Source organism: Allobosea sp. GW823-FHT02B03, from assembly GCF_058797755.1.
Map to the genome: position 1 here is coordinate 610,481 of NZ_JBXAJY010000004.1, position 21,514 is coordinate 631,994.

The 21,514-nt window shown below is 68.9% G+C and carries 17 protein-coding genes; 7 read left to right on the forward strand and 10 right to left on the reverse strand.

The genetic code is table 11. From position 1 onward, the window contains the following. Positions 1 to 147 precede the first annotated feature (147 nt). Positions 148 to 4,152 carry a Pls/PosA family non-ribosomal peptide synthetase gene (locus AC1REK_RS16455; protein ID WP_492269211.1) on the forward strand — a complete coding sequence of 1,335 codons (4,005 nt, stop codon included), beginning with the start codon at positions 148 to 150 and terminating at the stop codon, positions 4,150 to 4,152. Positions 4,153 to 4,171: 19 nt separating this feature from the next. On the opposite strand, the gene AC1REK_RS16460 is transcribed toward AC1REK_RS16455, so the two are convergent. Both AC1REK_RS16460 and AC1REK_RS16465 read right to left on the reverse strand, forming a co-directional pair. Then, a complete protein-coding gene (locus AC1REK_RS16460) occupies positions 4,172 to 4,777 on the reverse strand; it encodes a TetR/AcrR family transcriptional regulator (RefSeq protein WP_492269210.1) in 606 nt (201 codons plus the stop codon). After that, a complete protein-coding gene (locus AC1REK_RS16465; protein WP_492269209.1) occupies positions 4,774 to 5,244 on the reverse strand; it encodes a MaoC/PaaZ C-terminal domain-containing protein in 471 nt (156 codons plus the stop codon). Before AC1REK_RS16465 ends, AC1REK_RS16460 begins: the two co-directional genes overlap by 4 nt. A 148-nt stretch (positions 5,245 to 5,392) precedes the next feature. Between AC1REK_RS16465 and AC1REK_RS16470 the strand changes: the two genes are divergently transcribed. Together AC1REK_RS16470 and AC1REK_RS16475 are read left to right on the forward strand one after the other, a co-directional pair. Then, a complete protein-coding gene (locus AC1REK_RS16470) occupies positions 5,393 to 6,991 on the forward strand; it encodes an acyl-CoA carboxylase subunit beta (protein ID WP_492269208.1) in 1,599 nt (532 codons plus the stop codon). Between the two features lie 5 nt (positions 6,992 to 6,996). Beyond that, positions 6,997 to 8,991: an acetyl/propionyl/methylcrotonyl-CoA carboxylase subunit alpha gene (locus AC1REK_RS16475; protein WP_492269207.1), complete on the forward strand. Its 1,995-nt coding sequence runs from the start codon at positions 6,997 to 6,999 to the stop codon at positions 8,989 to 8,991. A 69-nt stretch (positions 8,992 to 9,060) separates the two neighbouring features. Here the strand turns inward: AC1REK_RS16475 and AC1REK_RS16480 are convergent, their stop codons facing one another. From AC1REK_RS16480 to AC1REK_RS16515, 8 genes are all read right to left on the reverse strand, one after another. Beyond that, the gene (locus tag AC1REK_RS16480; protein ID WP_492269206.1) at positions 9,061 to 9,831 is read right to left on the reverse strand and encodes an enoyl-CoA hydratase-related protein; all 771 of its coding nucleotides are present in this window, start codon (positions 9,829 to 9,831) and stop codon (positions 9,061 to 9,063) included. 268 nt (positions 9,832 to 10,099) lie between these two features. Next, the gene (locus AC1REK_RS16485) at positions 10,100 to 11,818 is read right to left on the reverse strand and encodes an ankyrin repeat domain-containing protein (RefSeq protein ID WP_492269205.1); all 1,719 of its coding nucleotides are present in this window, start codon (positions 11,816 to 11,818) and stop codon (positions 10,100 to 10,102) included. A 179-nt stretch (positions 11,819 to 11,997) separates the two neighbouring features. Further along, positions 11,998 to 12,426 carry a hypothetical protein gene (locus AC1REK_RS16490; RefSeq protein WP_492269204.1) on the reverse strand — a complete coding sequence of 143 codons (429 nt, stop codon included), beginning with the start codon at positions 12,424 to 12,426 and terminating at the stop codon, positions 11,998 to 12,000. 83 nt (positions 12,427 to 12,509) lie between these two features. Then, positions 12,510 to 13,700 carry an ABC transporter substrate-binding protein gene (locus AC1REK_RS16495; protein ID WP_327522661.1) on the reverse strand — a complete coding sequence of 397 codons (1,191 nt, stop codon included), beginning with the start codon at positions 13,698 to 13,700 and terminating at the stop codon, positions 12,510 to 12,512. Positions 13,701 to 13,749: 49 nt separating this feature from the next. Beyond that, positions 13,750 to 14,778: an N-acetylglucosamine-6-phosphate deacetylase gene (locus AC1REK_RS16500; protein ID WP_492269203.1), complete on the reverse strand. Its 1,029-nt coding sequence runs from the start codon at positions 14,776 to 14,778 to the stop codon at positions 13,750 to 13,752. Between the two features lie 7 nt (positions 14,779 to 14,785). Beyond that, on the reverse strand, positions 14,786 to 15,529 hold the full coding sequence (locus AC1REK_RS16505) for a glucosamine-6-phosphate deaminase (protein WP_492269202.1): 744 nt from the start codon (positions 15,527 to 15,529) through the stop codon (positions 14,786 to 14,788). A gap of 163 nt (positions 15,530 to 15,692) precedes the next feature. Next, positions 15,693 to 16,937 (reverse strand): RNA polymerase sigma factor, encoded by a 1,245-nt coding sequence (locus AC1REK_RS16510; RefSeq protein WP_492269201.1) that lies wholly within the window; start codon positions 16,935 to 16,937, stop codon positions 15,693 to 15,695. Beyond that, the gene (locus AC1REK_RS16515; protein WP_492269200.1) at positions 16,934 to 17,299 is read right to left on the reverse strand and encodes a YciI family protein; all 366 of its coding nucleotides are present in this window, start codon (positions 17,297 to 17,299) and stop codon (positions 16,934 to 16,936) included. Before AC1REK_RS16515 ends, AC1REK_RS16510 begins: the two co-directional genes overlap by 4 nt. Positions 17,300 to 17,553: 254 nt before the next feature. Here AC1REK_RS16515 and AC1REK_RS16520 point away from each other — a divergent pair, with 254 nt between their 5' ends. The 4 genes from AC1REK_RS16520 (at position 17,554) to AC1REK_RS16535 (ending at position 21,322) form a co-directional block, all read left to right on the forward strand. After that, positions 17,554 to 18,279 carry a FadR/GntR family transcriptional regulator gene (locus AC1REK_RS16520; RefSeq protein WP_492269199.1) on the forward strand — a complete coding sequence of 242 codons (726 nt, stop codon included), beginning with the start codon at positions 17,554 to 17,556 and terminating at the stop codon, positions 18,277 to 18,279. 10 nt (positions 18,280 to 18,289) lie between these two features. Further along, complete coding sequence (locus tag AC1REK_RS16525) at positions 18,290 to 19,258, forward strand: tripartite tricarboxylate transporter substrate binding protein (RefSeq protein WP_316017674.1); 969 nt, start codon at positions 18,290 to 18,292, stop codon at positions 19,256 to 19,258. Positions 19,259 to 19,335: 77 nt separating this feature from the next. Then, positions 19,336 to 19,809 (forward strand): tripartite tricarboxylate transporter TctB family protein, encoded by a 474-nt coding sequence (locus AC1REK_RS16530; RefSeq protein ID WP_492269198.1) that lies wholly within the window; start codon positions 19,336 to 19,338, stop codon positions 19,807 to 19,809. A 4-nt stretch (positions 19,810 to 19,813) separates the two neighbouring features. After that, complete coding sequence (locus AC1REK_RS16535) at positions 19,814 to 21,322, forward strand: tripartite tricarboxylate transporter permease (RefSeq protein ID WP_316017672.1); 1,509 nt, start codon at positions 19,814 to 19,816, stop codon at positions 21,320 to 21,322. The last annotated feature ends 192 nt before the right edge of the window (positions 21,323 to 21,514 follow it).

Sequence of the window (21,514 nt, forward strand, 5' to 3'; positions counted from 1 at the left end):
TTGCGCCGTCCGTTTCGCTTTTCCGAGGCGCGATAACGCAATTTACACAACGTCACCCCTATCAACGGTGCGATGCGGGGGCGTCGCGGCGCCGTCTTGCCCCCGGCCGGAGCGGCCAAGCGCGTCCGCAAAGAGGGGTGGGGTTCGATGGAGATGTCCGTAAGCGGCGACCGTGCCGGTGTGCTGCATGGTGTCGTGGATCCGTCGCTGCTGCGGGACGAGCTGCTTTCCGAGATCTTCGAGGCTTCGGCGGCACGGACGCCCGAGCGCACCGCGATCGTCTTCGAGGATCGTCGCATCAGCTATGCCGAGCTCAATGCGCAGGCCGACCGGGTCGCCCGGGCGCTGCGCAAGCAGGGCGTGAAGCCGGGCGAGTTCGTCGGGCTGTGGATGTCGCGCTCGCTCGACCTGCATGTCGGCCTGCTCGGCATCCTGAAGAGCGGCGCCGCCTACATCCCCTTCGACGTCGACGCGCCGGCCGAACGCATCGGCGAATGCCTGAGCGATTGCGCGGCGAAGGTCATCGTGATCGACGCGGTTACCGCCGGAAAACTCGACCGCGAATTGCCGGCGACGGCGCGGGACTGCCTCGAACTGGTGGCTGAGGGCGGCGAGGGCGTACCTCTCGACCTGCGCGCCGACGGCGTCACGCCCGAAACCCCGGCCTATGCGATCTACACCTCGGGCTCGACCGGCAAGCCCAAGGGCATTGTCATTGAGCACCGCAACATCTGCCATTACCTGCGTTCGTCCAACGCGATCTACGGGATGACGCAGGACGACGTCTCCTTCCAGGGCGCCTCGGTCGCCTTCGACCTGTCGCTGGAAGAGATATTCGTCCCCTATCTCGTCAGCGCGACGCTCTGGGTCGCCTCCCAGAAGGTGCTCGGCGAGGTCGAGCGTCTGCCGGAGCTGATGAACGCGGCCGGGATCAGCGTGCTCGACACCGTGCCGACGCTGCTCGCCATGCTGCCGCAGGATGTGCCGAGCCTGCGCATCATCATCCTCGGCGGCGAGGCCTGCCCGCCCTCGGTGAAGCAGCGCTGGTGCCGGCCGGGCCGGAAGATCTTCAACTCCTACGGGCCGACCGAGGCGACCGTCGTCGCGACGGTCGACGAGGTCACGCCGGAGGAGGCGGTGACCATCGGCGTGCCGATCCCGAACTACACCTGCTATGTCGTCGACGAGCAGATGCGGCTGGTCGGCCCGGGCGTCGAGGGCGAGCTTCTGATCGGCGGGCCGGGCGTCGCGCGCGGCTATCTCGGGCGGCCCGACCTGACCGCCGAGAAGTTCATCGCCAACCCGTTCCACCCGATGGCGGGCGACCCGGTGCTCTATCGCTCGGGCGATGCGGTCAGCGTCGCCGAGAACGGCAAGATCCTCTTCCATGGCCGCATCGACGACCAGGTCAAGCTGCGCGGCTTCCGGCTCGAGCTCGGCGAAATCGAGGCGCGGCTGTCGGACCTGCCCGGCATCGCGCAGGCGACGGTGGTGCTGCGCCGCGATGACGGCATCGACCGGCTCGTCGCCTTCGTCGTGCCGGCCGCTGGCGCCGCGCTCGACCGGGCGCAAATCCGCAGTGCGCTGAAGCAGACGCTGCCGCCCTATATGGTGCCATCGCATTTCGAGGAGATGGCCGAGCTGCCGCGCCTGACCTCGGGCAAGGCCGACCGCAAGGCGCTGAAGGCCGCACAGCTCAGCGCTCCGGCCGAGACCGAGGAGCAGGAGGAACCGCAGACGCCGACCGAGGCCGCGCTGCTGGCGGCGGCCAAGCCGCTCTTCCCGGGCCAGAATGTCGGGTTCGACGCAGACTTCTTTGCCGATCTCGGCGGCCATTCGCTGCTGGCCGCGACCTTCCTGGCGGCCGTGCGCGGCAATCCCGACCTGCCGGCGATCACGCTGGAGGACATTTACAGCCTGCGCAGCTTGAGGGCGATCGCCGCCCGGCTCGACGAGCGCGAGCAGGCCGCGGGCGGGCGCAAGCGGCGCGATCTCAGCTTCACGCCGCCGCCACTGCTGCGCCGGGTGCTCTGCGGGCTGGCGCAGCTCGCCTGCATGCCGCTGCTTTTGCTGGCGCTGACCGGGCCCTGGCTCACCATCTTCGTGACCTATGAGCTGATCACGGTCGACGAGAAGGTCGAAGGCCGGGAAATCCTGATGCTGATGGGCGTCTACATGCTGGTGACGCTCGCCATCCTGATCGCCGGCATCGTCGGCAAGCGGCTGGTGCTGTGGCGGACGAAGCCGGGGCGCTATCCGCTCTGGGGCGTCTATTTCTTCCGCTGGTGGCTCGCCCGGCAGCTCACCTCCTTCATCCATCTCAACCGCATGCAGGGCACGCCGCTCGGGCCGTTCGTGCTGCGCCTGCTCGGCGCTAAGGTCGGCAAGCGCGTCTTCTTCAGCGGCTTCGAGGCCGGCGCGGTCGATCTCGTCGAGATCGGCGACGACGTCACCCTTGGCGGCAAGCTCAGCATCGCCAATGCCGAGGTGATCGGCAACGAGCTGGTGATCGGCACGGTGACGATCGGGCGGGACGCCTATATCGGAACCTCCTGCGCCATCGGCCATGACACCGTCATCGGCGAGGGCGCCGAACTCGCAGACCTGACCGCGCTCTCGCCCGGCATGCGGGTCGGAGCCTTCGAGCACTGGGACGGCTCGCCCGGCCATAAGGTTGGCACGGTCGATCCGGCGAAGTGGCCGCAGCATGCGCCGGCGCCCTCCGCCCCGGTCCAGGCACTGCAGACGGTCTATTACGCGCTGATGGTGCTGGCGATGCCGGCCCTCAGCCTGCTGCCGATCTTCCCGGCCTTCTATCTGTTCGATCGCTACGACACGGTGCTCCAGCAGATGGTCGGCGTCGACTATCACTGGTTCCTGCCGGTGCTGACCTGGCCGACGGCGATGCTGATGATGCTCGGCACGGTGCTGCTGGTGACCGCGATCCGCTGGATCGTGCTGCCGAGCGCGCCGGCCGGCACCAAGTCGATCCATTCCGGCTTCGCAGTGCGCAAATGGACAGTCGGGCTCGCCTCCGATGTCATGCTGGACAGCCTGAGCTCGCTGTTCTCGACCATCTACATGCGGGTCTGGTACCGGCTGATGGGCGCCAAGATCGGCAAGGACACCGAGATCGCCACCAATTTCGCCGGGCGCTACGACACGATCGCGATCGGCGACCAGTGCTTCGTCGCCGACGAGGTGGTGCTCGGCGACGAGGATGTCCGCCGCGGCTGGATGACCTCCGGTCAGGTCAGCACCGGTTCGCGCGTCTTCATCGGCAATGATTCCGTGCTGCCGCCCGGCGCCTCGATTCCCGATGGCGCGCTGATCGGCATCAAGTCGAAGCCGCCTGCCGACCAGCCGATGGCGCCGAACGAGACCCGCTTCGGCAGCCCGCCGATCCTGCTGCCGGCCCGCCAGCGCTTCGACGATGCCGATGTCGCCAAGACCTTCCGGCCGCCGGCCTGGCGGCGCGTGCTGCGCGCTGTGTTCGAACTGTTCAGCGTCTCGATGCCGACGATGATGTTCATCACGCTCGGCACCTTCGCCGCCGAATACGTGCTGTTCCCGGCGCTGGAGAAATCGCAGAGCTGGACCGAGTTCGCACCGATCTTCATCGCGACCTGCGTCGCCTGCTCGATCATCCTGGCGAGCGTGGTCCTCCTGGTGAAATGGCTGCTGATGGGCGTCTACCGCCCCGGCAATCACGGGCTGTGGTCGTGGTGGGCCTTGCGCACCGAGGCGATGACGACCTTCTACTGGGGCACCGCCGGGGCGCTGCTGCTCAACGCGCTGCGCGGCACTCCGATGCTGCCCTGGGGGATGCGGCTGTTTGGCGCCAAGGTCGGCAAGGGTGTCTTCCTCGACAGCACCGACATCACCGAATTCGACTGCGTTTCGATCGGCGACCATGCGGCGATCAACGCGACCTCGAACCTGCAGACTCATTTGTTCGAGGACCGGGTGATGAAGATCGGGCGGATCGAGATCGGCCAGGGCACGGCGATCTCGGCGCTGACCACGGTGCTCTACGACACCCGCATCGGCGATTATGCCAGGCTCGGCAACCTCACCATCGTGATGAAGGGCGAGGCGATCCCGGCCCATACCCAATGGGCTGGCGCCCCGGCACAGCCGGCGGCGGCGTAGAGAGTAGAGAGGCGGCGGGTCAGCGCAGGATGCTGGCAGCGAAGTCGCGGGCGATCTCGTCGATGCTCATGCGCTCGGGCCGGTACCATTCGCCGGCCCAGTTGACCGCGCCGAGCAGCAGGAGGCGCACCGAATCCTGTGAGACCCCCGGGGCGAGGAGCCCAGCCGCGGCGGCCTCCGCCACCAGCCCGCGCCAGATCTCCTCATAGCGCCGGCGCTCGACGCGGCAGCCCTCCTGCACCGTGGCGGGCAGGAAGGGGAAGGCGCGGATGCTGGCCGAGGTATAGTCGCTGTGCTCGAGCGAAGAGCGCAGATGCGCCTTGATCGCGGCCTCCAGACGCTGCCGCGGCTCCGCCTCCGGCCCGAGCGCTTCGAGCGCGGCTGTGACGGCCTCTTGGACGACGCGCACGCCTTCGTTGACGACGGTGCCGACGATGTCGTCCTTCGAGGCGAAGTGGTGATAGATGCTGCCGGCCTTGATCCCGACCCGGGTGGCGATCTCGCGCGTGGTCGTGGCGTCGTAGCCCTGGCGCAGCAACGCCGCGGCGGCGTCGAGGATCTGGCGGCGCGCGCCGCCTTCCGGGCGCTGGCCGGCCGCCGGATTGCTGGCCGGGTCCGGCTTCACGAAATCTCGCCCCAGGCGGTGCCGGCGATCCGCTCACGGCGCATCAGGAGCCGGGCCGTGCCGTTCTGGACCACGGTGCCGTGCTGGTTCTCCAACGCGATCGCAAGCGCGATCAGGCCGCGATCCGGGTGTTTGACTGCTCGCATCTCGGTGACCTCGATCACGGCGCGGATGGTGTCGCCGGGGCGGACGGGGGCGGCGAAATCCCAGCTGACGCCGAGCAGCGCGATCACCGTCCCGTCGATCAGGTCTAGCCGCGAGGCGAGGCCGAAGGCAATGCCGATGCCCATCGGGCCATGGGAGATGCGGGTCTTGAACTCGGTCTTCGCCGCAAACTCGGCATCGGTGTGGACGGGGTTGTAGTCGCCGGTGAGGCCGGCGAAATCGCCGATATCGCCTTCAGTGATCGTCCGGCCCGGCGTCACGAAACGCTGGCCGAGCGAAAACTCGTCATAGACGCGGCCCATCGATTTCCTCCCGGATTGGCAAGGCATCCTCCGTTCGCCCGGCGCGGAATGGCCCTTGCCTTTGCTATCTCCCTAACGGTAGTTAGGTAGCAACGCCGCGGCGCGCTGGCAAGGCGCCGGCGCGGCAGATGACGGGAGGCACGGGCGAATGCCGGTGATCGAGAGCAGGCTGCGCGGCGGGGCCGAGCAGGATGAGAGGCGGGCCGCCTATGCCGCGCTGGTCGAGACCTTGCGCGAGCGGCACGGCCGCGTGCTCGCCGGCGGCGGCGAGAAGCTGCAGGCACGCCATCGCGAGCGGGGCAAGATCCCGGTGCGCGAGCGCATCGACCTGCTCGTCGACCCGTTCTCGCCCTTCCTGGAATTGTCGCCGCTCGCGGCCTGGGAGCTCTATGGCAACGAGGTGCCGGCGGCAGGCATCGTCACCGGCATCGGCATGGTCTCGGGCACCCCCTGCATGATCATCGCCAATGACGCGACGGTGAAGGGCGGCTCCTTCTTCCACGAGACGGTGAAGAAGCATCTGCGGGCGCAGGAGATCGCCTTCGAGAACCGTCTGCCCTGCCTCTACCTCGTCGATTGCGGCGGCGCCTTCCTGCCCGAGCAGGACCGCGTCTTCCCGGATCGCGACCATTTCGGCGGCAGCTTCCTGCAGCAATGCCGGATGTCGGCCGCCGGCCTGCCGCAGATCTCGGCGGTGTTCGGCGGTTGCACGGCCGGCGGAGCCTATATCCCGGCGCTCTCCGACGAGGTGGTGATGGTGCGCGGCACCGGCCGCATCCATCTCGGCGGGCCGCCGATCGTCAAGGCGGCGATCAACGAGATCGTCGACGGCGAGACGCTGGGCGGGGCCGAGATGCATACGCTGGTCTCCGGCGTCAGCGACTATCTCGCCGAGAGCGAGTTCGAGGCGATCGCCAAGCTGCGCGACATCGTCGGCGCGCTGAACTGGCCGCTGGCGCCGCGTCCGCAGCCGCGCCCGGCAAGCCCCCCGCTCTACGATCCCGCCGAGATCGAGGGCATCGTCGGCACCGATCTGAAGCAGCCCTTCGACGTGCGCGAGGTGATCGCCCGCATGGTCGATGGCAGCGTCTTCGAGGCCTTCAAGCCGGACTATGGCGCGACTTTGGTCACCGGCTTCGCCCATATCCATGGCCAGCCGGTCGGCATCCTCGCCAATAACGGCGTGTTGTTCTCCGAGAGCGCGCTGAAGGGCGCGCATTTCATCGAGCTCTGCGACCAGCGCCGGATTCCGCTGCTCTTCCTGCAGAACATCACCGGCTTCATGGTCGGTACCGAGGCCGAGCGCGGCGGCATCGCCAAGCACTCGGCGAAGCTCGTCTACGCCGTCTCGAACGCCCGTGTGCCGCGCTACACGGTGATCATCGGCGGCTCCTATGGCGCCGGCAATTACGGCATGTGCGGCCGGGGCTTCCAGCCGCGCTTCCTCTTCGCCTGGCCCAATGCCCGGATCGCGACGATGTCGCCGGAGGTCGCGGCGACGGTGGTGACCGAGCTCAGGCGTTCCAGCCTGACGCGCGGCGCCGCCGACGAGAGCGAGATCGAGCGTGTCGACCGGGCGACGCGGGCGCAGTTCGAGGAGCAGAGCACGCCCTATTACGCCACCGCCCGCCTCTGGGATGACGGCATCATCGAGCCGGCCCAGACCCGCGACGTGATCGGGCTCTGCCTCGCGCTCGCCGCGCGCGAGGTCGAGCTGCCGGGGCACCGCCCCGTCTACCGGATGTGACAGCGATGATCGGTTCCCTCCTGATCGCCAATCGCGGCGAAATCGCCGTGCGGATCATGCGCACCTGCCGGCGCCTCGGCATCCGCACCGTCGCCGTCTACTCGGATGCCGATCGCGATGCGCTCCATGTGGCCTGCGCCGACGAGGCTGTGCGCATCGGCCCGGCTGCGGCGCGCGACAGCTATCTGCGCGCCGAGGCGATCATGGAAGCGGCCGCGCGCAGTGGCGCCGAGGCGATCCATCCCGGCTACGGCTTTCTTTCCGAGAAGCCCGACCTCCCGCTGCTTTGCCGGGAGGCCGGGCGCATCTTCGTCGGTCCATCCGCAGAGTGCATCCGCGCCATGGGGCCGAAGATCGGCTCGAAGCTGATCGCCGAACAGGCCGGGGTGCCGAGCGTGCCGGGCTATGCGGGCGAGGACCAGTCGAATACCGCGCTGGCCGAGGCGGCGGCGCGCATCGGCTATCCCGTGATGATCAAGGCCTCGGCTGGGGGCGGCGGCAAGGGCATGCGCCGGGTGTTCTCGGCGACGGAGCTCGTGCCGGCGCTCGACATGGCTCGCGCCGAGGCGCAGGCGGCGTTCGGCGATCCGGCGCTGCTGATCGAGAAGCTGGTGCTGCGCCCGCGCCACCTCGAAGTGCAGGTCGCCGGCGACAAGCACGGCAATATCGTGCACCTGTTCGAGCGCGACTGCTCGGTCCAGCGCAACAACCAGAAGGTGTTGGAGGAGGCGCCGGCGCCCAATCTCGCCCCGGCGATCCGGGCCAAGCTGCTCGAGCGCGGCGTCGCGCTCGCCCGGACCATCGGCTACGACAATCTCGGCACCGTCGAGTTCATCCTCGAGGAGGGCTTCGACGAGCCCTGGTTCCTCGAAATGAACACGAGGCTCCAGGTCGAGCACCCGGTGACCGAGGCGATCACCGGCTACGACCTCGTCGAATGGCAGATCAGGATCGCCGCGGGCGAACGGCTGCCCGCACTGCAGCATGAGATCCGCGAGAGCGGCCATGCGATCGAGGCGCGCATCACCGCCGAACGGGCCGATCAGGGTTTTCGTCCCGATGCCGGCCGGATCGAAGGCTATCGCGAGCCCGGCGCGATCCGCATCGACAGCGGCGTGCGGGCCGGCTCAGAGGTGACGCTGTTCTACGATTCGCTGCTCGCCAAGGCGATCGCCGCCGGGGCCGACCGGGCCGAGGCCTGCGCCCGGCTGGCGGCCGGCCTGCGCGACTTCGCCATTCTCGGCCCGGCGACGACGCTGCCCTTCCTGGCCGACGCGGTCGAGCATCCGCTGTTCGCCGAAGGACGGGCGACGACGCGCTTCATCGAGGAAGCCTTCCCGGATGGCTGGGCGGCGCGGCGGCCGAGACTGCGTCTGGCGCGCGCTGCCGCGGCCCTGCTCTGGCTCGCGCGGCAGGAGGCGGCGCGACCCGGCGGCGATGCCTGGGCCGGGCTGTCCGGTTTCCGCGTGCTGGCGCCGGCCGGTGGTCTTGCCGCGAGCCATGTCGTCGCGAGCGAGGAAGGCACGACGACCCGGCTCGAGGTGCGGGCTCTGCCGGACGGCGTGCGTGCGGTCCGCGATGGGGAAGCAGAGATCGAACTCGTGCTGCGCAGCGGCGACGAGAGCTTCGAGGTTACGTGCGAGGGCAGGCTGCTGCGCGGCAGCCACGCCGTCGCGGACGGGCGCGTCAGGCTGGTGCTCGACGGCGAGGGCTTCGATATCGGTCTTCTGAGCGCGACGCGGATCGCGGCCGGCGCCAATGGCTCCTCGTCGGGATCGGGCGCCGTCAACGCCTCGATGCCGGGCGTGGTCGCGGAGGTCCGGGTCGCCGCGGGCGAGCGGGTCGAGGCCGGAAAGGTCGTCGTGGTGCTCGAATCGATGAAGCTCTTCACCTCGCTGACCGCCGGGATCGCCGGTACGGTCGCCGACATCGCTTGCCAGACCGGCGAGACGGTCGCGGCCGGCAAGCGGCTGGTGCTGATCGAGGCGGCGCCGGCCTAGAGCGCACGATTGCCCACGCGAACGCGCTGGGATCGGCTTTCCTGAGCAGCTCAGTCGGGCGATCGCCGCTCAACGCCCCGCGAAGAGAGGCTGGCGCTTCTCGATGGCGGCTTGGGTGGCCTCGCGCGCATCCTCGGTATGGAGCAGGCGGAGGCTGTAGCTCTGCTCCAGTGCGTAGCCGTCCTCGACCGGCAGGAACTCGACGCGGTTGAGCGCTTCCTTGCCCATGCGCAGGGCGAGCGGCGCCTTCGAGGCGATAACGTCGGCGAGCGTGCGGGCGGCGTCGCCGAGATCGGAAAGCGGAAACACGCTGTCGACGAAGCCAGCCCGCCAGGCCTCCTGGGCGCCGATCGGCTTGCCGGTGAAGACCATGCGCCGCAGCAGGCCCTGCGGCAGGTGTCGCCCCATATGCGTGATCCCGGCACAGCTGCCGACATTGATCTCGGGCAGGCCGAAATTGGCGTTCTCGGCGGCAAGGCGGATGTCGCAGGCCGATGCGATGACGCAGCCCGCTCCCAGCGCCGGGCCGTTGACGGCGGCGATCACCGGAATGGCGCAGTTGCGGATGGCGCTGAAGACGCGGCGGACCACCGCGGCGTGGGCTTCGTCATCCTCTGCCTTGTGGGTCCTGAACTCGTTGAGGTCGAGCCCGGCGCAGAAGGCCTGGGCGCCGGTAGCGCCCAATATGGCGCATTGCACGTCGGTGCGCTCGCTGGTCTGCTCGAAGATGTCGGCGATCTCGGTACAGAGCACGAGGGACAGCGCATTCACCGGCGGCCGGTTCAGCGTGAGGTGAACGATATTGCCTCGGGTCTCGACCAGGATTGCGCTCATCAGCATGGCCTTTCGCAGTGGCGGCGGGTCAGTCGGTTTCGATTCAGAGCAGGTTCCGGGGATTGTCGGCAGGGAGCGGCGGCCGCAGCCCGTCCTTGCGTGCCAGTCGAGGGACGGCCGGGACAGGTCTGCAGCGGCCATGTTGGCACGCGATCGGCGCGCGGCGGAAGTACCATGAATCGGTATGGCCGGGCGTTGAGCCTTGTCTTCCTTCCGCAGGATGCGGGCGGTCGCGAGGCGTGACCGGGCCGGAGGGCCGGCCCGGCCGGATCGCTCAGTGGCCGGCCGGCGCGTCCAGCAGCTTAGCGGTGTCGAGCAGCCCGCGGTGGCGCGCGGCCTCGGCCGGTGTCAGCCCGGCGCGATTGCGGACCTGCGGATCGGCGCCGGCCGCCAGCAGGAATTCGGCGAGGTCGGCGGCGCCGTCATCATCATCGGGCAGGCAGAACAGCGGTGGCTCGCCGGAACGGGTCGGTGCATTGGCACTCGCGGGATCGTCGGCGAGCAGCGTCTCAAGCCGTTCGCTCTCGCCGGCGCGGCAGAGCGCGCCGATGTCGCGACTATGCGCGGCGAGAAGTGCCTGCGCGGCCTGCGCTCCCTGGTGCTGGGCCCAGCCGAGCGGGGTCGCGCCATAGCGGCGCTCCACCGGGTCGATTTCGGCGCCGGCCTCGGTCAGCAGCGTGACGATCGCCGCTGCATCGGCACCGGCCGCCTCGTGCAGCGCTCGCACCCCGTCACGGCTTTCGGCATCCGGGGACACGCCGAGCCGCAGCGCCAGCGCCGCAATTTCGGGGCGGTGCTGGCGGATCGCGACCTGCAGCGGGCCGGGATCGAGCAGGAATTCCGGATGCGCCTGCAGCAGCCGGCTCGCCTCGGCAGCGTCGGCGCGGGCGATGGCGGCGATGAACGCCTCGCGCTCGCTGAGTTCGAACGGTGCGGCGCCATGATCGCGCAGCAGCGCGACGAGGTCCTCGCGCCCGTCCAGCAGCGCCTGCCTGACCAGGCTCTGCTTCGAATGGGCGTTGACGGCGTCGGCGCGGGCGCCATGGGCGAGAAGCCAGGCAGCGCGCCGGGGCTGGCGCGGTACGGCGTTGCCGAGCAGGTAGTCCAATGGCGGCGCCGGCAGTTCGCGAATCGGCTCGCGCCAGCGCCCCTGCTGACCGCGCTTCGCCGTTTCATCCCAGAACAGCTCCAGCCAAAGCGTCTCGTCGGCGCCGAGCGAGCTGTTGTAGAGCGCCTGCCCGTCGAGCGGATCGGCGCCATGGGCGATCAGCAGCCGGGCCAGCGGCTCGGCCTGCGGATGGGCCGGCTGGCCGTTCTCGCCGCCACCGACGGCACCGGTCAAAGCGGTGAAGTGGTTGCTGCCATCGCTCCAGAAGCCGTTGGCGGCCGCGCCATGAGCGATCAGCAGCTCGGCGATCCCCAGCGCATCGGCCGATGACGCGTGGTCCGGGAGCCGTGTGAAGGCGAGGCGGAGCAGCGGCGTCCAGCCATCGAACTCGCTCCGGTCGGTCGCGAGCGCGGGATCGCTGGCGAGGAAGGCGCCGACGGCGTCGAGGTCGTGGGCCGCAATGGCAGTGTGGATGCTGTCGCTCGCGATCTCGGGATGGCGTTCGAGCAGGCGCAAAGCGAGGGCGCCGCGGGCAGGGCGGTCGGCCTCGTAGCCACCCCATTGCTGCGTGCCGGGCCTGACGCCGTAGCGCAGCGCCGATTTTTCCAGAAAAAGCGCGACGATCGCGGCCCGCCCGCGCGCAGCGATCTCGCGGGTGGAGAGCTCCTGCTTTAGAGCCGCCCAGCTGACAACGCCGTATTCGCGGGCCAGCGCATGCTGGACCTCGCGCAGCTTCGGCGGGCTGGCCGGGTTCAGGATCTGGGCACGCAAACGTGCGAGCGCGGCGGCGTCGCCGGTCTCAATTTCCTTCAGCCAGCGTTTGGCCTGCCGGCGGAGAGTTTCGAGGTTCGAGCGGGCGGAGAGTTCGCGGGTGCGCGAAGACATGGTTCTTCCTTCCGGAAAGAGCCTGATGTCCGCTTCGCAGGCCGGAAGAAAGCGATGATGGATGCGCTCTAGCCGATTGGGTGGGAGCAGGCTCCCTTGCCGCGGACAGGTGGCGCCCCAAGCGCTCTGCCGCGATGAGAAGCCCAAGGCCGGGGCGAAGTCAACCGAAGGTCGTGTGCTCAGACGCCGAGCAGGGTGCGCCGCTCCGCCGCCGTCGGCGAGCCGAAGATGCGGGCCCGTCCGGGTTGGCGGAGCACACCGACGGCGCGCGTGCCGCAGGGCGCGAACAGCACATCGAAACGGTTGTCGCCGCAATCATGGCGCTTGCAGGTGTCGGCCCGCTCATAGCTGCGGCCGGCGATCCAGACCTCGCGGCTCGGCCCGCCGGGGCCGGAAAGCCTGTCGGCACGGAGCCAGCGTTCGCGCGGGCCGGGATTGCCGATCATCCGCGACCAGGCCCGGCGATAGACGGGGTCCTTCAGGATGTCGGTGAGATAGCGGCCTTCGGTCGGCTCCGGCGTCGCGGCCTGCGCGCCACCGCCGGCAAGCAGGATGGCGAGGATGAGGAGCCCGGCTGCGCGGCGCAGGAACCAGCTGGCTGGGATCATCGGCTTCGACCTCGGCAATACATGTTTCGCCCCTTCGCACCGTCCGGCGCGAGGGGGCAGTTTCAATCAGCACGTCAGGAGTGTCACTTGGCCCGCTTGACGCCGACCAGCTCGTCCCATTTGCGGAAGGCGACGACCATCTTGTCGGGCTTCAGCGGCAGTTCGATCGGGTTGTTGGCGATCAGGTCGGCATATTCCGGCCGGCCGAACTCGGCGATGACCTTCTGGCTCGCCTCCGGCGCCAGCGAGAGCGGTACGTTCTTCACCGCCGGGCCGGGGTAGAGATAGCCTTCGTCATAGGAATAGGCCTGCATCTTCGGCGTCAGCACATGCGCCATGATGTCGAGGACGACGGCGAGCCGGTCATTGGGCAGGCCCTTTGGTACGCACATGAAGAAGGCGTCCGAGACCCAGTGGAAGCCCTTCAGGGTCTGGATCTTCGCTTCCTTCGGGACGATGCCGAGCGCGCGCGGATTGATGTCCCAGCCGGTGGTCGAGATGATGATGTCGCGCGAGCCGTCGCCGAACTCCTTCATCGTCGCGCCGGTGCCGGCCGGATAGTACTCGATGTACTGGCCGAGTTCCTGAAGATAGGCCCAGGTCTTGTCCCAGCCATTGACCGGGTCCTGCGGGTCCTTGTCGCCGAGAATATAGGGCAGGCCCATCATGAAGGTGCGGCCCGGGCCGGAATTGGTCGGGCGGGCATACATGAACTTGTTCGGATTGGCCTTGGCCCAGGCGAGCAGCTCCTCGGCGGTGGTCGGCACGTTCTTGACCCGGTCGGGCATGTATTCGAGCAGCGGGCCGGACGGGTAGTAGTTGACGACGACGCCGAAGCCGTCGCCCTGGACCTTGTGCAGGTTGAGCGCGGCCGGTTCGTAATTGGCCTCGATGTTCGGGAACTTGTCGGCGAAATCGGGCAGGATCTTCTGCCAGAGCTTCTGGTCGAGGCCGGCGGCGAGGCCGTCGCTGCCGGTCAGGATCAGGTCGAGATCGACCTTGCCGGCATCCTGCTGCGCCTTGAGCTTGCTGGCGAGCTCGGGGGCGGGCGCCTTCACGAAGGCGATGCGCGAGACCAGCTTGGGATTGGCGGTGCGGTAATCCTCGAAGGCCCGCTGCATCAGGGCGAGCGCACCGCCGACATCCATGACGCTGATCACGACCGGGCTGGTCGGCAACGGCGGCGAGGCGGCGAAGGCCGGGCCGCCGGCGGCGACGGCCGCAAGACCGCCGAGCACGGTGCGGCGGCTGATAGCATTGTAATCGTCGGTCATCGCGTTCCCCTGTTATTGGCTCGACGTCTTGCTATGGCGTCGCGACAGCTTAGTGCCGGCGTTCGTAGCGGCGCTCGACAGTCCCGATGCGGACCCGCTCGACGAAGAGGCCATCCGACCACTCAACCGCGCCTTCGGCAAGGGCGAGGCCATGCGCGTCGAGCGCGGGCCGGATTGCAGCGAGCGGATGGCGCGAGGCCATGGCGAGGGCCTCGTCGGCCGTGGCGATGCCCCAAGAGACGACATTGCGCACCGCCTGGTCGAGGCAGAGCGCCGAGCCGGCGAGCAGGCCCTCGCCTTGGCGGACCGAGCCGTCGGCCGTGAGGTCGACCGCCATGCCGGCGAAGTGATAGCGGCCGACGGGCGCGGCGGCGGCGACCACCGCGTCGGTGACGAGGATCGAGCGTTCGAAGCCCTTGGCCCGGATCAGCGCCTTCAGCGCCTTGGGATGGACATGGATGCCGTCGGCGATGAAGCCGGCCATCAACCGGTCCTCGGCAAGCTGGGCGAAGACGGGGTTGGCGAGCTTGTGCAGCGTCTGCGGCAGGCCGTTGCCGAGATGGGTGGAGAGGCTGAGCCCGGCATCGGCAGCCGCAGCGACCACCTCGAAATCCGCCGCCGAATGGCCGATGGCGACGATCTTGCCGGCCTCAGCCAGCGCCTTCGTCAAGGCGAGGGCGCCTTCGCGCTCGGGGGCCAGCGTCACCATCAGGATCGGCCGGGACAGATCGCGCTCCAGCCCCGCGACGAGGTCGAGCTTCGCCGCGGTCATCGCGTCAGGCGGATGGCAGCCATGATAGCCCGGCGCCGGGTTCAGGAACGGGCCTTCGAGATGGTAGCCCGGGCACATCAGCGGGCCGAGCCGGCTCTGCGAGACCGCGGCGTCGAGCGCCCGGAAGCGCTCCTGCAATTCGTGCGGGTGGGCGGTGATCAGGGTCGGCAGGCAGAAGGTGACGCCGGTCGCCAGCATCGCCTCCAGCGCCCGGTCGAGACCGGCTGCGGTGATGGCGGCGTCATTGAAGTCGACACCGCCGAAGCCGTTGACCTGGAGGTCGACGAGGCCGGGCGAGGCGAGCATCGCTGCCTCAGCCCTGCTTCAGCAGCGAGGCCGCCGGCGGATCGATGAACATCACCGTATTGGAGTGCTCGCGCAGGATCGAGGCCGGGTATTGCGGCGAGATCTCGCCTTCGAGCGCGGCCTGAACGGCCTTGGCCTTGCGGGTGTCCGAGACCGACAGGATGATCAGTTCGCTCTTCAGGATCTGGCGCACGCTCATCGAGATGGCGCGTTCCGGCACGGCGGCAAAGCTCTCGAACCAGCCTTCTCCGAACTGCTGATTGCGGCAGGCCTCATCGAGCGTGACCACGATATAGGGCTTCTCGGTTTCGAAATCGGCCGGTGGATCGTTGAAGGCGAGATGACAGTTCTCGCCGATGCCGGCGAAGCAGAGATCGATACGTCGGCCTGCGATCAAGGCATTGAGGCGCTGCGTCTCGGCCTGCGCATCGCCCTCGCCATTGACCGGGACGAAATGGACCTTGCCGCCGAGCGGGGCGACGAAACGCTCCTGCAGATAGCGCCGGAAGCTCGCCGGATGCGATACGGGCAGGCCGACATACTCGTCGAGATGGAAGGCGGTGATCTTCGACCAGTCGATACCTTCGGCGGCGACGAGGTGCTGCAGCATCTCGAACTGGCTGGCGCCGGTCGCGACGATGATGTTCGCCTCGCCATGGCGGGCAATGGCGGCGCGGATGGTCTCGGCGCCGAGCGCCGCAGCCTGCCGGCCGAGCTCCTGCTTGTCGGCGAGAATGCGGATGTCGATCATGCGGCCTGCCCTCGAAGCTCGGCGCATCGCGCGCCACGAATTGCGGATCGAGGTCTAGCATGGCTGCCGCGGAAGGCATCGGGCAAGATGTCGGGGCAGGTCCAATCTGCGGGCATGGAAGCGCGGGCCGATATCGCCTGCTCCGGCGAGGATGACGCCGTGACTAGCGCTCCGCTGGCGCGAGAAGCTGCAATCGCCCTTCGAGGAAGCGGCGCTCGGCCGGTTGCTGCGTGAGCGCCAGGGCGCGCCGGTAGGAGGCTACGGCGGCCTCGTCCTGGCCGAGCCGCCGGTGCATGTCGGCGAGCGCCGCATGGGCGAGCGGGTAATTGTCGAGGGCGCTGTCGCGAAGAGCGGCTTCGACCGCTTCGAGCCCCGCCTGGGCTCCGTCGCGCTGGCCGATCGCGGCGGCGCGATTGAGGACGCCGACCGGGGAGGGATCGAGCCGCAGCAGCAGGTCGTAGAGCCCGACGATGCGGTTCCAGTCCGTGCCGGCGACGCTTCCAGCTTCCGCATGGGTCGCAGCGATCGCCGCCTGCAGCAGATTAGGACCGAGGCTGCGCCGCGCGAAGCCCTGTTCGATCAGGTGGCCGGCTTCGGCGATCGCCGCGCGGTCCCAGCGCGAACGGTCCTGATCCTCGAGCAGGACAAGCTCGCCGGCCTCGTCAGTGCGCGCGTTGCGGCGCGATTCGTGCAGCAGCATCAACGCCAGAAGGCCCAGTGCCTCGGCGTCGGGCAGCAGGGCCGCGAGCAGGCGGCCGAGCCTGATCGCCTCGGCGCAGAGGTCCTGCCGCGTCATCTGCGGGCCGGTTGTGGCGGAATAGCCCTCGTTGAAGACGAGATAGACCACCCGCAGCACGCTTTGCAGGCGGGCCGGCAATTCGGCTCGCCCGGGCACTTCATAGGGCAGGGCCTCGTCGCGGATCCTCGCCTTGGCCCGGACGATGCGTTGGCCGATGACGGGCGGGCGGGTGAGATAGGCGCGGGCGATCTCTTCCGTCGTCAGCCCTGCGACCTCGCGCAGGGTGAGGGCGATCTGCGCGTCCGGCGGCAGGGCCGGATGGCAGCAGGTGAAGACCAGCCGCAATTCGTCGTCCTGAATCTCCTCCGGCAGGGCCGGCTCGACAGCGGGGTCGGCCAGCGCCGCAAGTTCTGTGGTCGCTGCCGCCAGCCGCGCCTGCCGGCGCCAGCTATCGATCGTCCGGAAGCGGCCGGCCGAGACCAGCCAGGCATAGGGATTGGCCGGCACGCCCTCGCGTGGCCAGCGCTCGGCGGCGGCCGCGAAGGCTTCGTGAAGCGCCTCCTCCGCGGCCTCGAAGCCGCCGAGCAGGCGGATCAGCGTCGCGAGCACGCGCCGCCGCTCGCCGCGATAGGCGGCCTCGACGGCGGCGCGCGCTGCGTTCGTGCTCACAGCTGCGGCGGTGGCGTGCTGAAGTCGACGACCGGGCGGACCTCGATGGAGCCGATGCGCGCGATCGGGTGGCCGGAGGCGACGCGAACGGCCTCGTTGAGGTCGGTCGCGTCGATCAGGACGATGCCGCCGAGCATCTCGCGGGTCTCCATGAACGGGCCGTCGGTCGCCGACATCTTGCCGTCGCGCATCTGCACGGTCATTGCCGTGTCCGGCATCTCAAGCGCCTCGCCGGCGACGAAATGGCCGGTCTCGGTCAGCTTGACGTCGTAGTTCGCGCATTCGGCGAGAACCGCATTGGCCTCGGCGCCGCCGCCGAACAGGATCTTGGGATCGTAATAGATCAGGCAAGCGTAACGCATGTTGGAACTCCTCTTCCTGTGCATCGACGCGACTTGTCGTTCGGCGGCGGTCGATTTCGACAGGGACCCGTTTCTTTTTTAGCGGGGTCGGTGGCCGGGTCACCTGCGGGCTTCGAAAAGGACGCGCCGGAGCCGCGCTCGCATTGGCATGGCACAAAGATCGGATGTTAAACATCGGATGAATGGTTGCGGGCGGGCCGACGCTGTGCGAAAGAGCTGGCACGAAGCCAACAAGGCGAAGTCAGGGAGGCGGAATGCGGCGCGGCGCCAAGCCCGGCAAGATCGGTGCGATCGTCGCCCATCTCGGCGCGGCGATCGTGCGCGGCGAGGTCGCTCCCGGCGAGGCGCTGCCGCCCGAACACGAGCTCGAGGCGCGCTACCAGGCTGGCCGCGGCGTCGTCCGCGAAGCTGTGAAAATGCTGGCCGCCAAGGGGCTGGTCAGCGTCCGGCCGCGCCACGGCACCCATGTCCGCCCCGCCCATGACTGGTCGATGCTCGACCGCGACGTGCTCACCTGGCTGCGCGGCGGCGACGGGCTCGGTGACGAGATCCTGCTGGCGCTCGACGAGACGCGCGCCATCATCGAGCCGGCAGCGGCCGCCCTCGCTGCCGAGCGTGCGACGGCGGAGGATTGCGCGCGGATCGAGGCAGCTCTCGCCGCGATGGAGCGCGGGCAGGACGATCCGGCGGCCGCGATCGCCGCCGACAAGGCCTTCCATCTCGCCATCATCGACGCCACGCACAACCCGATCCTGCGCAGCTTCCGCGGCGTGATCGACACCATCCTGAGCGCGCTCTTCGACATCACGGTCGGCGTTTTCAGCGGCAACCTGCCCAATCACGCCGCGGTGGCGCAGGCGATTTCCGCTCGCGACCCCGAGCGGGCGCGCCGGGCGATGGAGCATCTGCTCGGCTACACCCAGCAGCACCTTCTCTCCGGCAGCCTGAAGCCGGCGCGAACCGAGAACGACAAACCCTAGGGAGAACGACATGAAACTGAAGAGCCTGATGATGGCGGCCGCCTTCGCTGCCACGAGCTTCTCGGCGAGCGCGGCCTGGCCCGAGCGCCCGATCACGCTGGTCGTGCCCTGGGCCGCGGGCGGCGGCACCGACGCGGTCGCGCGCATGGTAGCCGCCGGTCTCGAGAAGGAGCTGGGCAAGCCCGTCAACGTCGTCAACCGCACCGGCGGCGGCGGCGTCGTCGGCCACACCGAAATGGTCAACGCCAAGCCGGACGGCTACACGATCGGCCTCGCCACGGCCGAGGTCACGACCTTCTACTGGTCGAACACCGCGCCCTTCACCTATGAGAAGCTGACGCCGATCGCGCTGGTGAACTTCGATTCCGCCGCCTTCAACGTCGCGGCCAACTCGCCCTGGGCCGATCTGCGCGCTGCGCTCGACGACATCAAGAAGCAGCCGGCCGGCAAGTACAAGCTCTCCGGCATGGCGGCGGGCGCCGCCTATCACCTCGCCTTCGCCGGCCTGCTCCAGCTCGAGGGCATCGACCCCAAGGCGGTCGTGGTCGTGCCGAGCCAGGGCGCGGCGCCGGGCTTCCAGGAGCTGGCCTCCGGCGGCGTGCAGATCGTCCCGTCCTCGCTGCCGGAAGGCAAGCCGATGTTCGATGCCGGGCGGGTCAAGTCGCTCGCGGTGATGTCGAAGGAGAAGATCGGCGCCTTCCCGGCGGTCCCGACCGTCAAGGACGCGATCGGCAAGGACTATGAGGGCGGCACCTGGCGCGGGCTCGCGGCTCCCGCCGGCCTGCCGGCGGACGTCACCGCCAAGCTGGTCGAGGCGGCCGCCAAGGTCGCGAATTCCGAGGAGTACAAGAAGTTCCTGGCCGAGCGCGGCTTCGGCCATGCCTTCGCCAAGGGCCCGGCCTTCGGCGAGTTCCTCGCCACGCAGCACAAGAACAACGGCGAGATCATGGGCGCGCTCGGCCTGCGCCTGCGCCAGTAGCAGCGGGTTCTCCGCCCTCAACCTTCCGCGGAGCGCCAGCCCATGGCGCTCCGCCCGCTTCCAGGGTCAAGCCGCGCATGAAAGTCAACGAACTCGTCGCCGGGCTGTTCTTCCTGGTTGTCGCCGGCCTCTATGCTGCCGGCGCCTGGAGCCTGCCCAATCCGTCGCAGCAGCCGCTCGGCCCCTCTGCCTTCCCGCTCATCCTCGCCGGGCTGCTCGCGCTCTGCGCGGCGCTGCTCGCCTGGCAGGGCGCGCGGGCATCCGAGCGCGGCCCGGCGCTGGCGCTCGCCGACTGGACGCGCAGCCCGGCTGCGCTCGCCCGGCTCCTGCTCGTGCCGGGCGCGGTGCTCTTTTATGTGCTGGCTTCGGAGGCGCTCGGCTTCCTGATCACCGCGGCGGTGATCCTGGCCACGCTGTTCCTGGCCGGCGGCGTCCGGCCCCGGCTGGCGCTGCCGCTGGCGCTCGGCGCCGCGCTGGTGATGCACTCGATCTTCTATCTCGGCCTCGGGGTGCAACTGCCCTGGGGACCGCTCGAACCCGTGCGCTGGTGAGATCATGCTCGACGCCTATGTAACCGCGCTGGGGATGGTGCTCGATCCCTATGTGCTCGCCGTCATCGTCGCCTCGGCCATTTACGGCCTGGTCGTCGGCTGCATTCCCGGGCTTTCGGCGACGATGGCGACGGCGCTCCTGGTGCCGCTGACCTTCTTCATGCCGCCGGTGCCGGCGATCGCCGCCATCGTCACCACCTCTACGATGGCGATCTTCTCCGGCGACATTCCCGGCTGCCTGCTGCGCATTCCCGGCACGCCGGCCTCGGCCGCCTATGTCGAGGATTCCTACAGGATGACCCAGCGCGGCGAGCCGGAGCTCGCGCTCGGCATCGGGCTCTGGTTCTCGGTGCTCGGCGGCCTCTTTGGCACGGCGGTGATGATGGCCGCTTCGCCGGCGATCGCCGATTTCGCGCTCGGCTTCGGCTCCGTCGAGTTCTTCTGGATCGTGATGCTCGGGCTCGGCGGCGCCGTCTTCATCGGCTCCTCGACGCCGCTCAAGGCCTGCATCGCGCTGCTGCTCGGACTGATGATCGCGATGGTCGGGATGAACAATCCGGCCGGCCAGCCGCGCTTCACCTTCGATTCCACCGAGATGCTCGGCGGCGTCTCGCTGATCCCGATGATGGTCGGCATGTTCGCCTGCTCGGAGGTGATGCGGCACATGATCTCCGGGGGCAACGCGCCGCAGATCAAGATCAAGAAGATCGGGCCGATCTTCGCCAATATGTGGCGCCTCACCAAGCAGTACCCGGTGCAACTGCTGCGCGGCAGCGCGCTCGGCACGGTGGTCGGCATCCAGCCGGGCAGCGGCGCCGACATGGCGGCCTGGATGTCGTACGCGATGAGCAAGCGCTTCTCGAAGGAGCCTGAGAAGTTCGGCACCGGCCATCCGGAAGGGCTGATCGAGGCCGGCGCCTCGAACAATTCCTCGCTCGCCGGCGCCTGGATTCCGGCGCTGGTCTTCGGCATCCCCGGCGACTCGATCACCGCCATCGCCATCGGCGTGCTGATGATGAAGAACATGGCGCCGGGACCGACGATCTTCGTCAGCAACCCGCAGAACGTCTATGCGCTCTTCCTCGTCTTCGTCATCGCCAACCTGCTGATGCTGCCGCTCGGCTGGGCGATCATCAAAGTCGCCTCCAAGGTGCTGACGGTGCCGCGCAAGGTGCTGATGCCGATCATCCTGCTCTTCGCCATCGTCGGCTCCTACGCGATCAACAACTCGCTGTTCGATGTCGGCCTGATGCTGGCCTTCGGCGTGCTCGCCTTCGTGCTGGAGGAGAACGGTTTCCCGGTCGCGCCAGTGATCCTCGGCGTGGTGCTCGGCCCCCTGCTGGAGGAGTACTTCATCAACTCGATGATCAAGTCCGACGGCAGCCTGCTCGGCCTCGTCGACCGGCCGATAGCCGCCGTGCTGGCCGCGATCACCATCGGCATCATCGGCTGGACGATCATCAGCTCGATACGCGGCGGGCCACGCCGGGAGGTCACGGCGCAGGACCTGTAGCGGGCGCGGTCGTGCCACTTTCGGTCCAGAGCGCGGCCCCGCCCGAATGACGTGAGACGAGATCGCCTTTGGTAAACTGAGCGAGCCTGGCGGCACCGCTCGGTTACGATATCGTGAGATCAGTCCGGAAATCGCCTCCCGATTTCCGGGCCTTAACTTGTCATGCACCGCAGCCGGGCTCATCCTCGTCGG

What these genes read in the sequence shown, in the direction of transcription:
- AC1REK_RS16500 (WP_492269203.1), bottom strand. Translation starts at nt 14,778, where the DNA reads ATGCTCGCCTCGCCCGGCCTCGTCGACCTCCAGGTCAACGGCTTCGGC.
- AC1REK_RS16465 (WP_492269209.1), bottom strand. Translation starts at nt 5,244, where the DNA reads ATGGGCCGCGTCTATGACGAGTTTTCGCTCGGCCAGCGTTTCGTGACG.
- AC1REK_RS16470 (WP_492269208.1), top strand. Translation starts at nt 5,393, where the DNA reads ATGCCGGTGATCGAGAGCAGGCTGCGCGGCGGGGCCGAGCAGGATGAG.
- AC1REK_RS16485 (WP_492269205.1), bottom strand. Translation starts at nt 11,818, where the DNA reads ATGTCTTCGCGCACCCGCGAACTCTCCGCCCGCTCGAACCTCGAAACT.
- AC1REK_RS16520 (WP_492269199.1), top strand. Translation starts at nt 17,554, where the DNA reads ATGCGGCGCGGCGCCAAGCCCGGCAAGATCGGTGCGATCGTCGCCCAT.
- AC1REK_RS16495 (WP_327522661.1), bottom strand. Translation starts at nt 13,700, where the DNA reads ATGACCGACGATTACAATGCTATCAGCCGCCGCACCGTGCTCGGCGGT.
- AC1REK_RS16530 (WP_492269198.1), top strand. Translation starts at nt 19,336, where the DNA reads ATGAAAGTCAACGAACTCGTCGCCGGGCTGTTCTTCCTGGTTGTCGCC.
- AC1REK_RS16505 (WP_492269202.1), bottom strand. Translation starts at nt 15,529, where the DNA reads ATGATCGACATCCGCATTCTCGCCGACAAGCAGGAGCTCGGCCGGCAG.
- AC1REK_RS16535 (WP_316017672.1), top strand. Translation starts at nt 19,814, where the DNA reads ATGCTCGACGCCTATGTAACCGCGCTGGGGATGGTGCTCGATCCCTAT.
- AC1REK_RS16480 (WP_492269206.1), bottom strand. Translation starts at nt 9,831, where the DNA reads ATGCTGATGAGCGCAATCCTGGTCGAGACCCGAGGCAATATCGTTCAC.
- AC1REK_RS16490 (WP_492269204.1), bottom strand. Translation starts at nt 12,426, where the DNA reads ATGATCCCAGCCAGCTGGTTCCTGCGCCGCGCAGCCGGGCTCCTCATC.
- AC1REK_RS16455 (WP_492269211.1), top strand. Translation starts at nt 148, where the DNA reads ATGGAGATGTCCGTAAGCGGCGACCGTGCCGGTGTGCTGCATGGTGTC.
- AC1REK_RS16515 (WP_492269200.1), bottom strand. Translation starts at nt 17,299, where the DNA reads ATGCGTTACGCTTGCCTGATCTATTACGATCCCAAGATCCTGTTCGGC.
- AC1REK_RS16475 (WP_492269207.1), top strand. Translation starts at nt 6,997, where the DNA reads ATGATCGGTTCCCTCCTGATCGCCAATCGCGGCGAAATCGCCGTGCGG.
- AC1REK_RS16525 (WP_316017674.1), top strand. Translation starts at nt 18,290, where the DNA reads ATGAAACTGAAGAGCCTGATGATGGCGGCCGCCTTCGCTGCCACGAGC.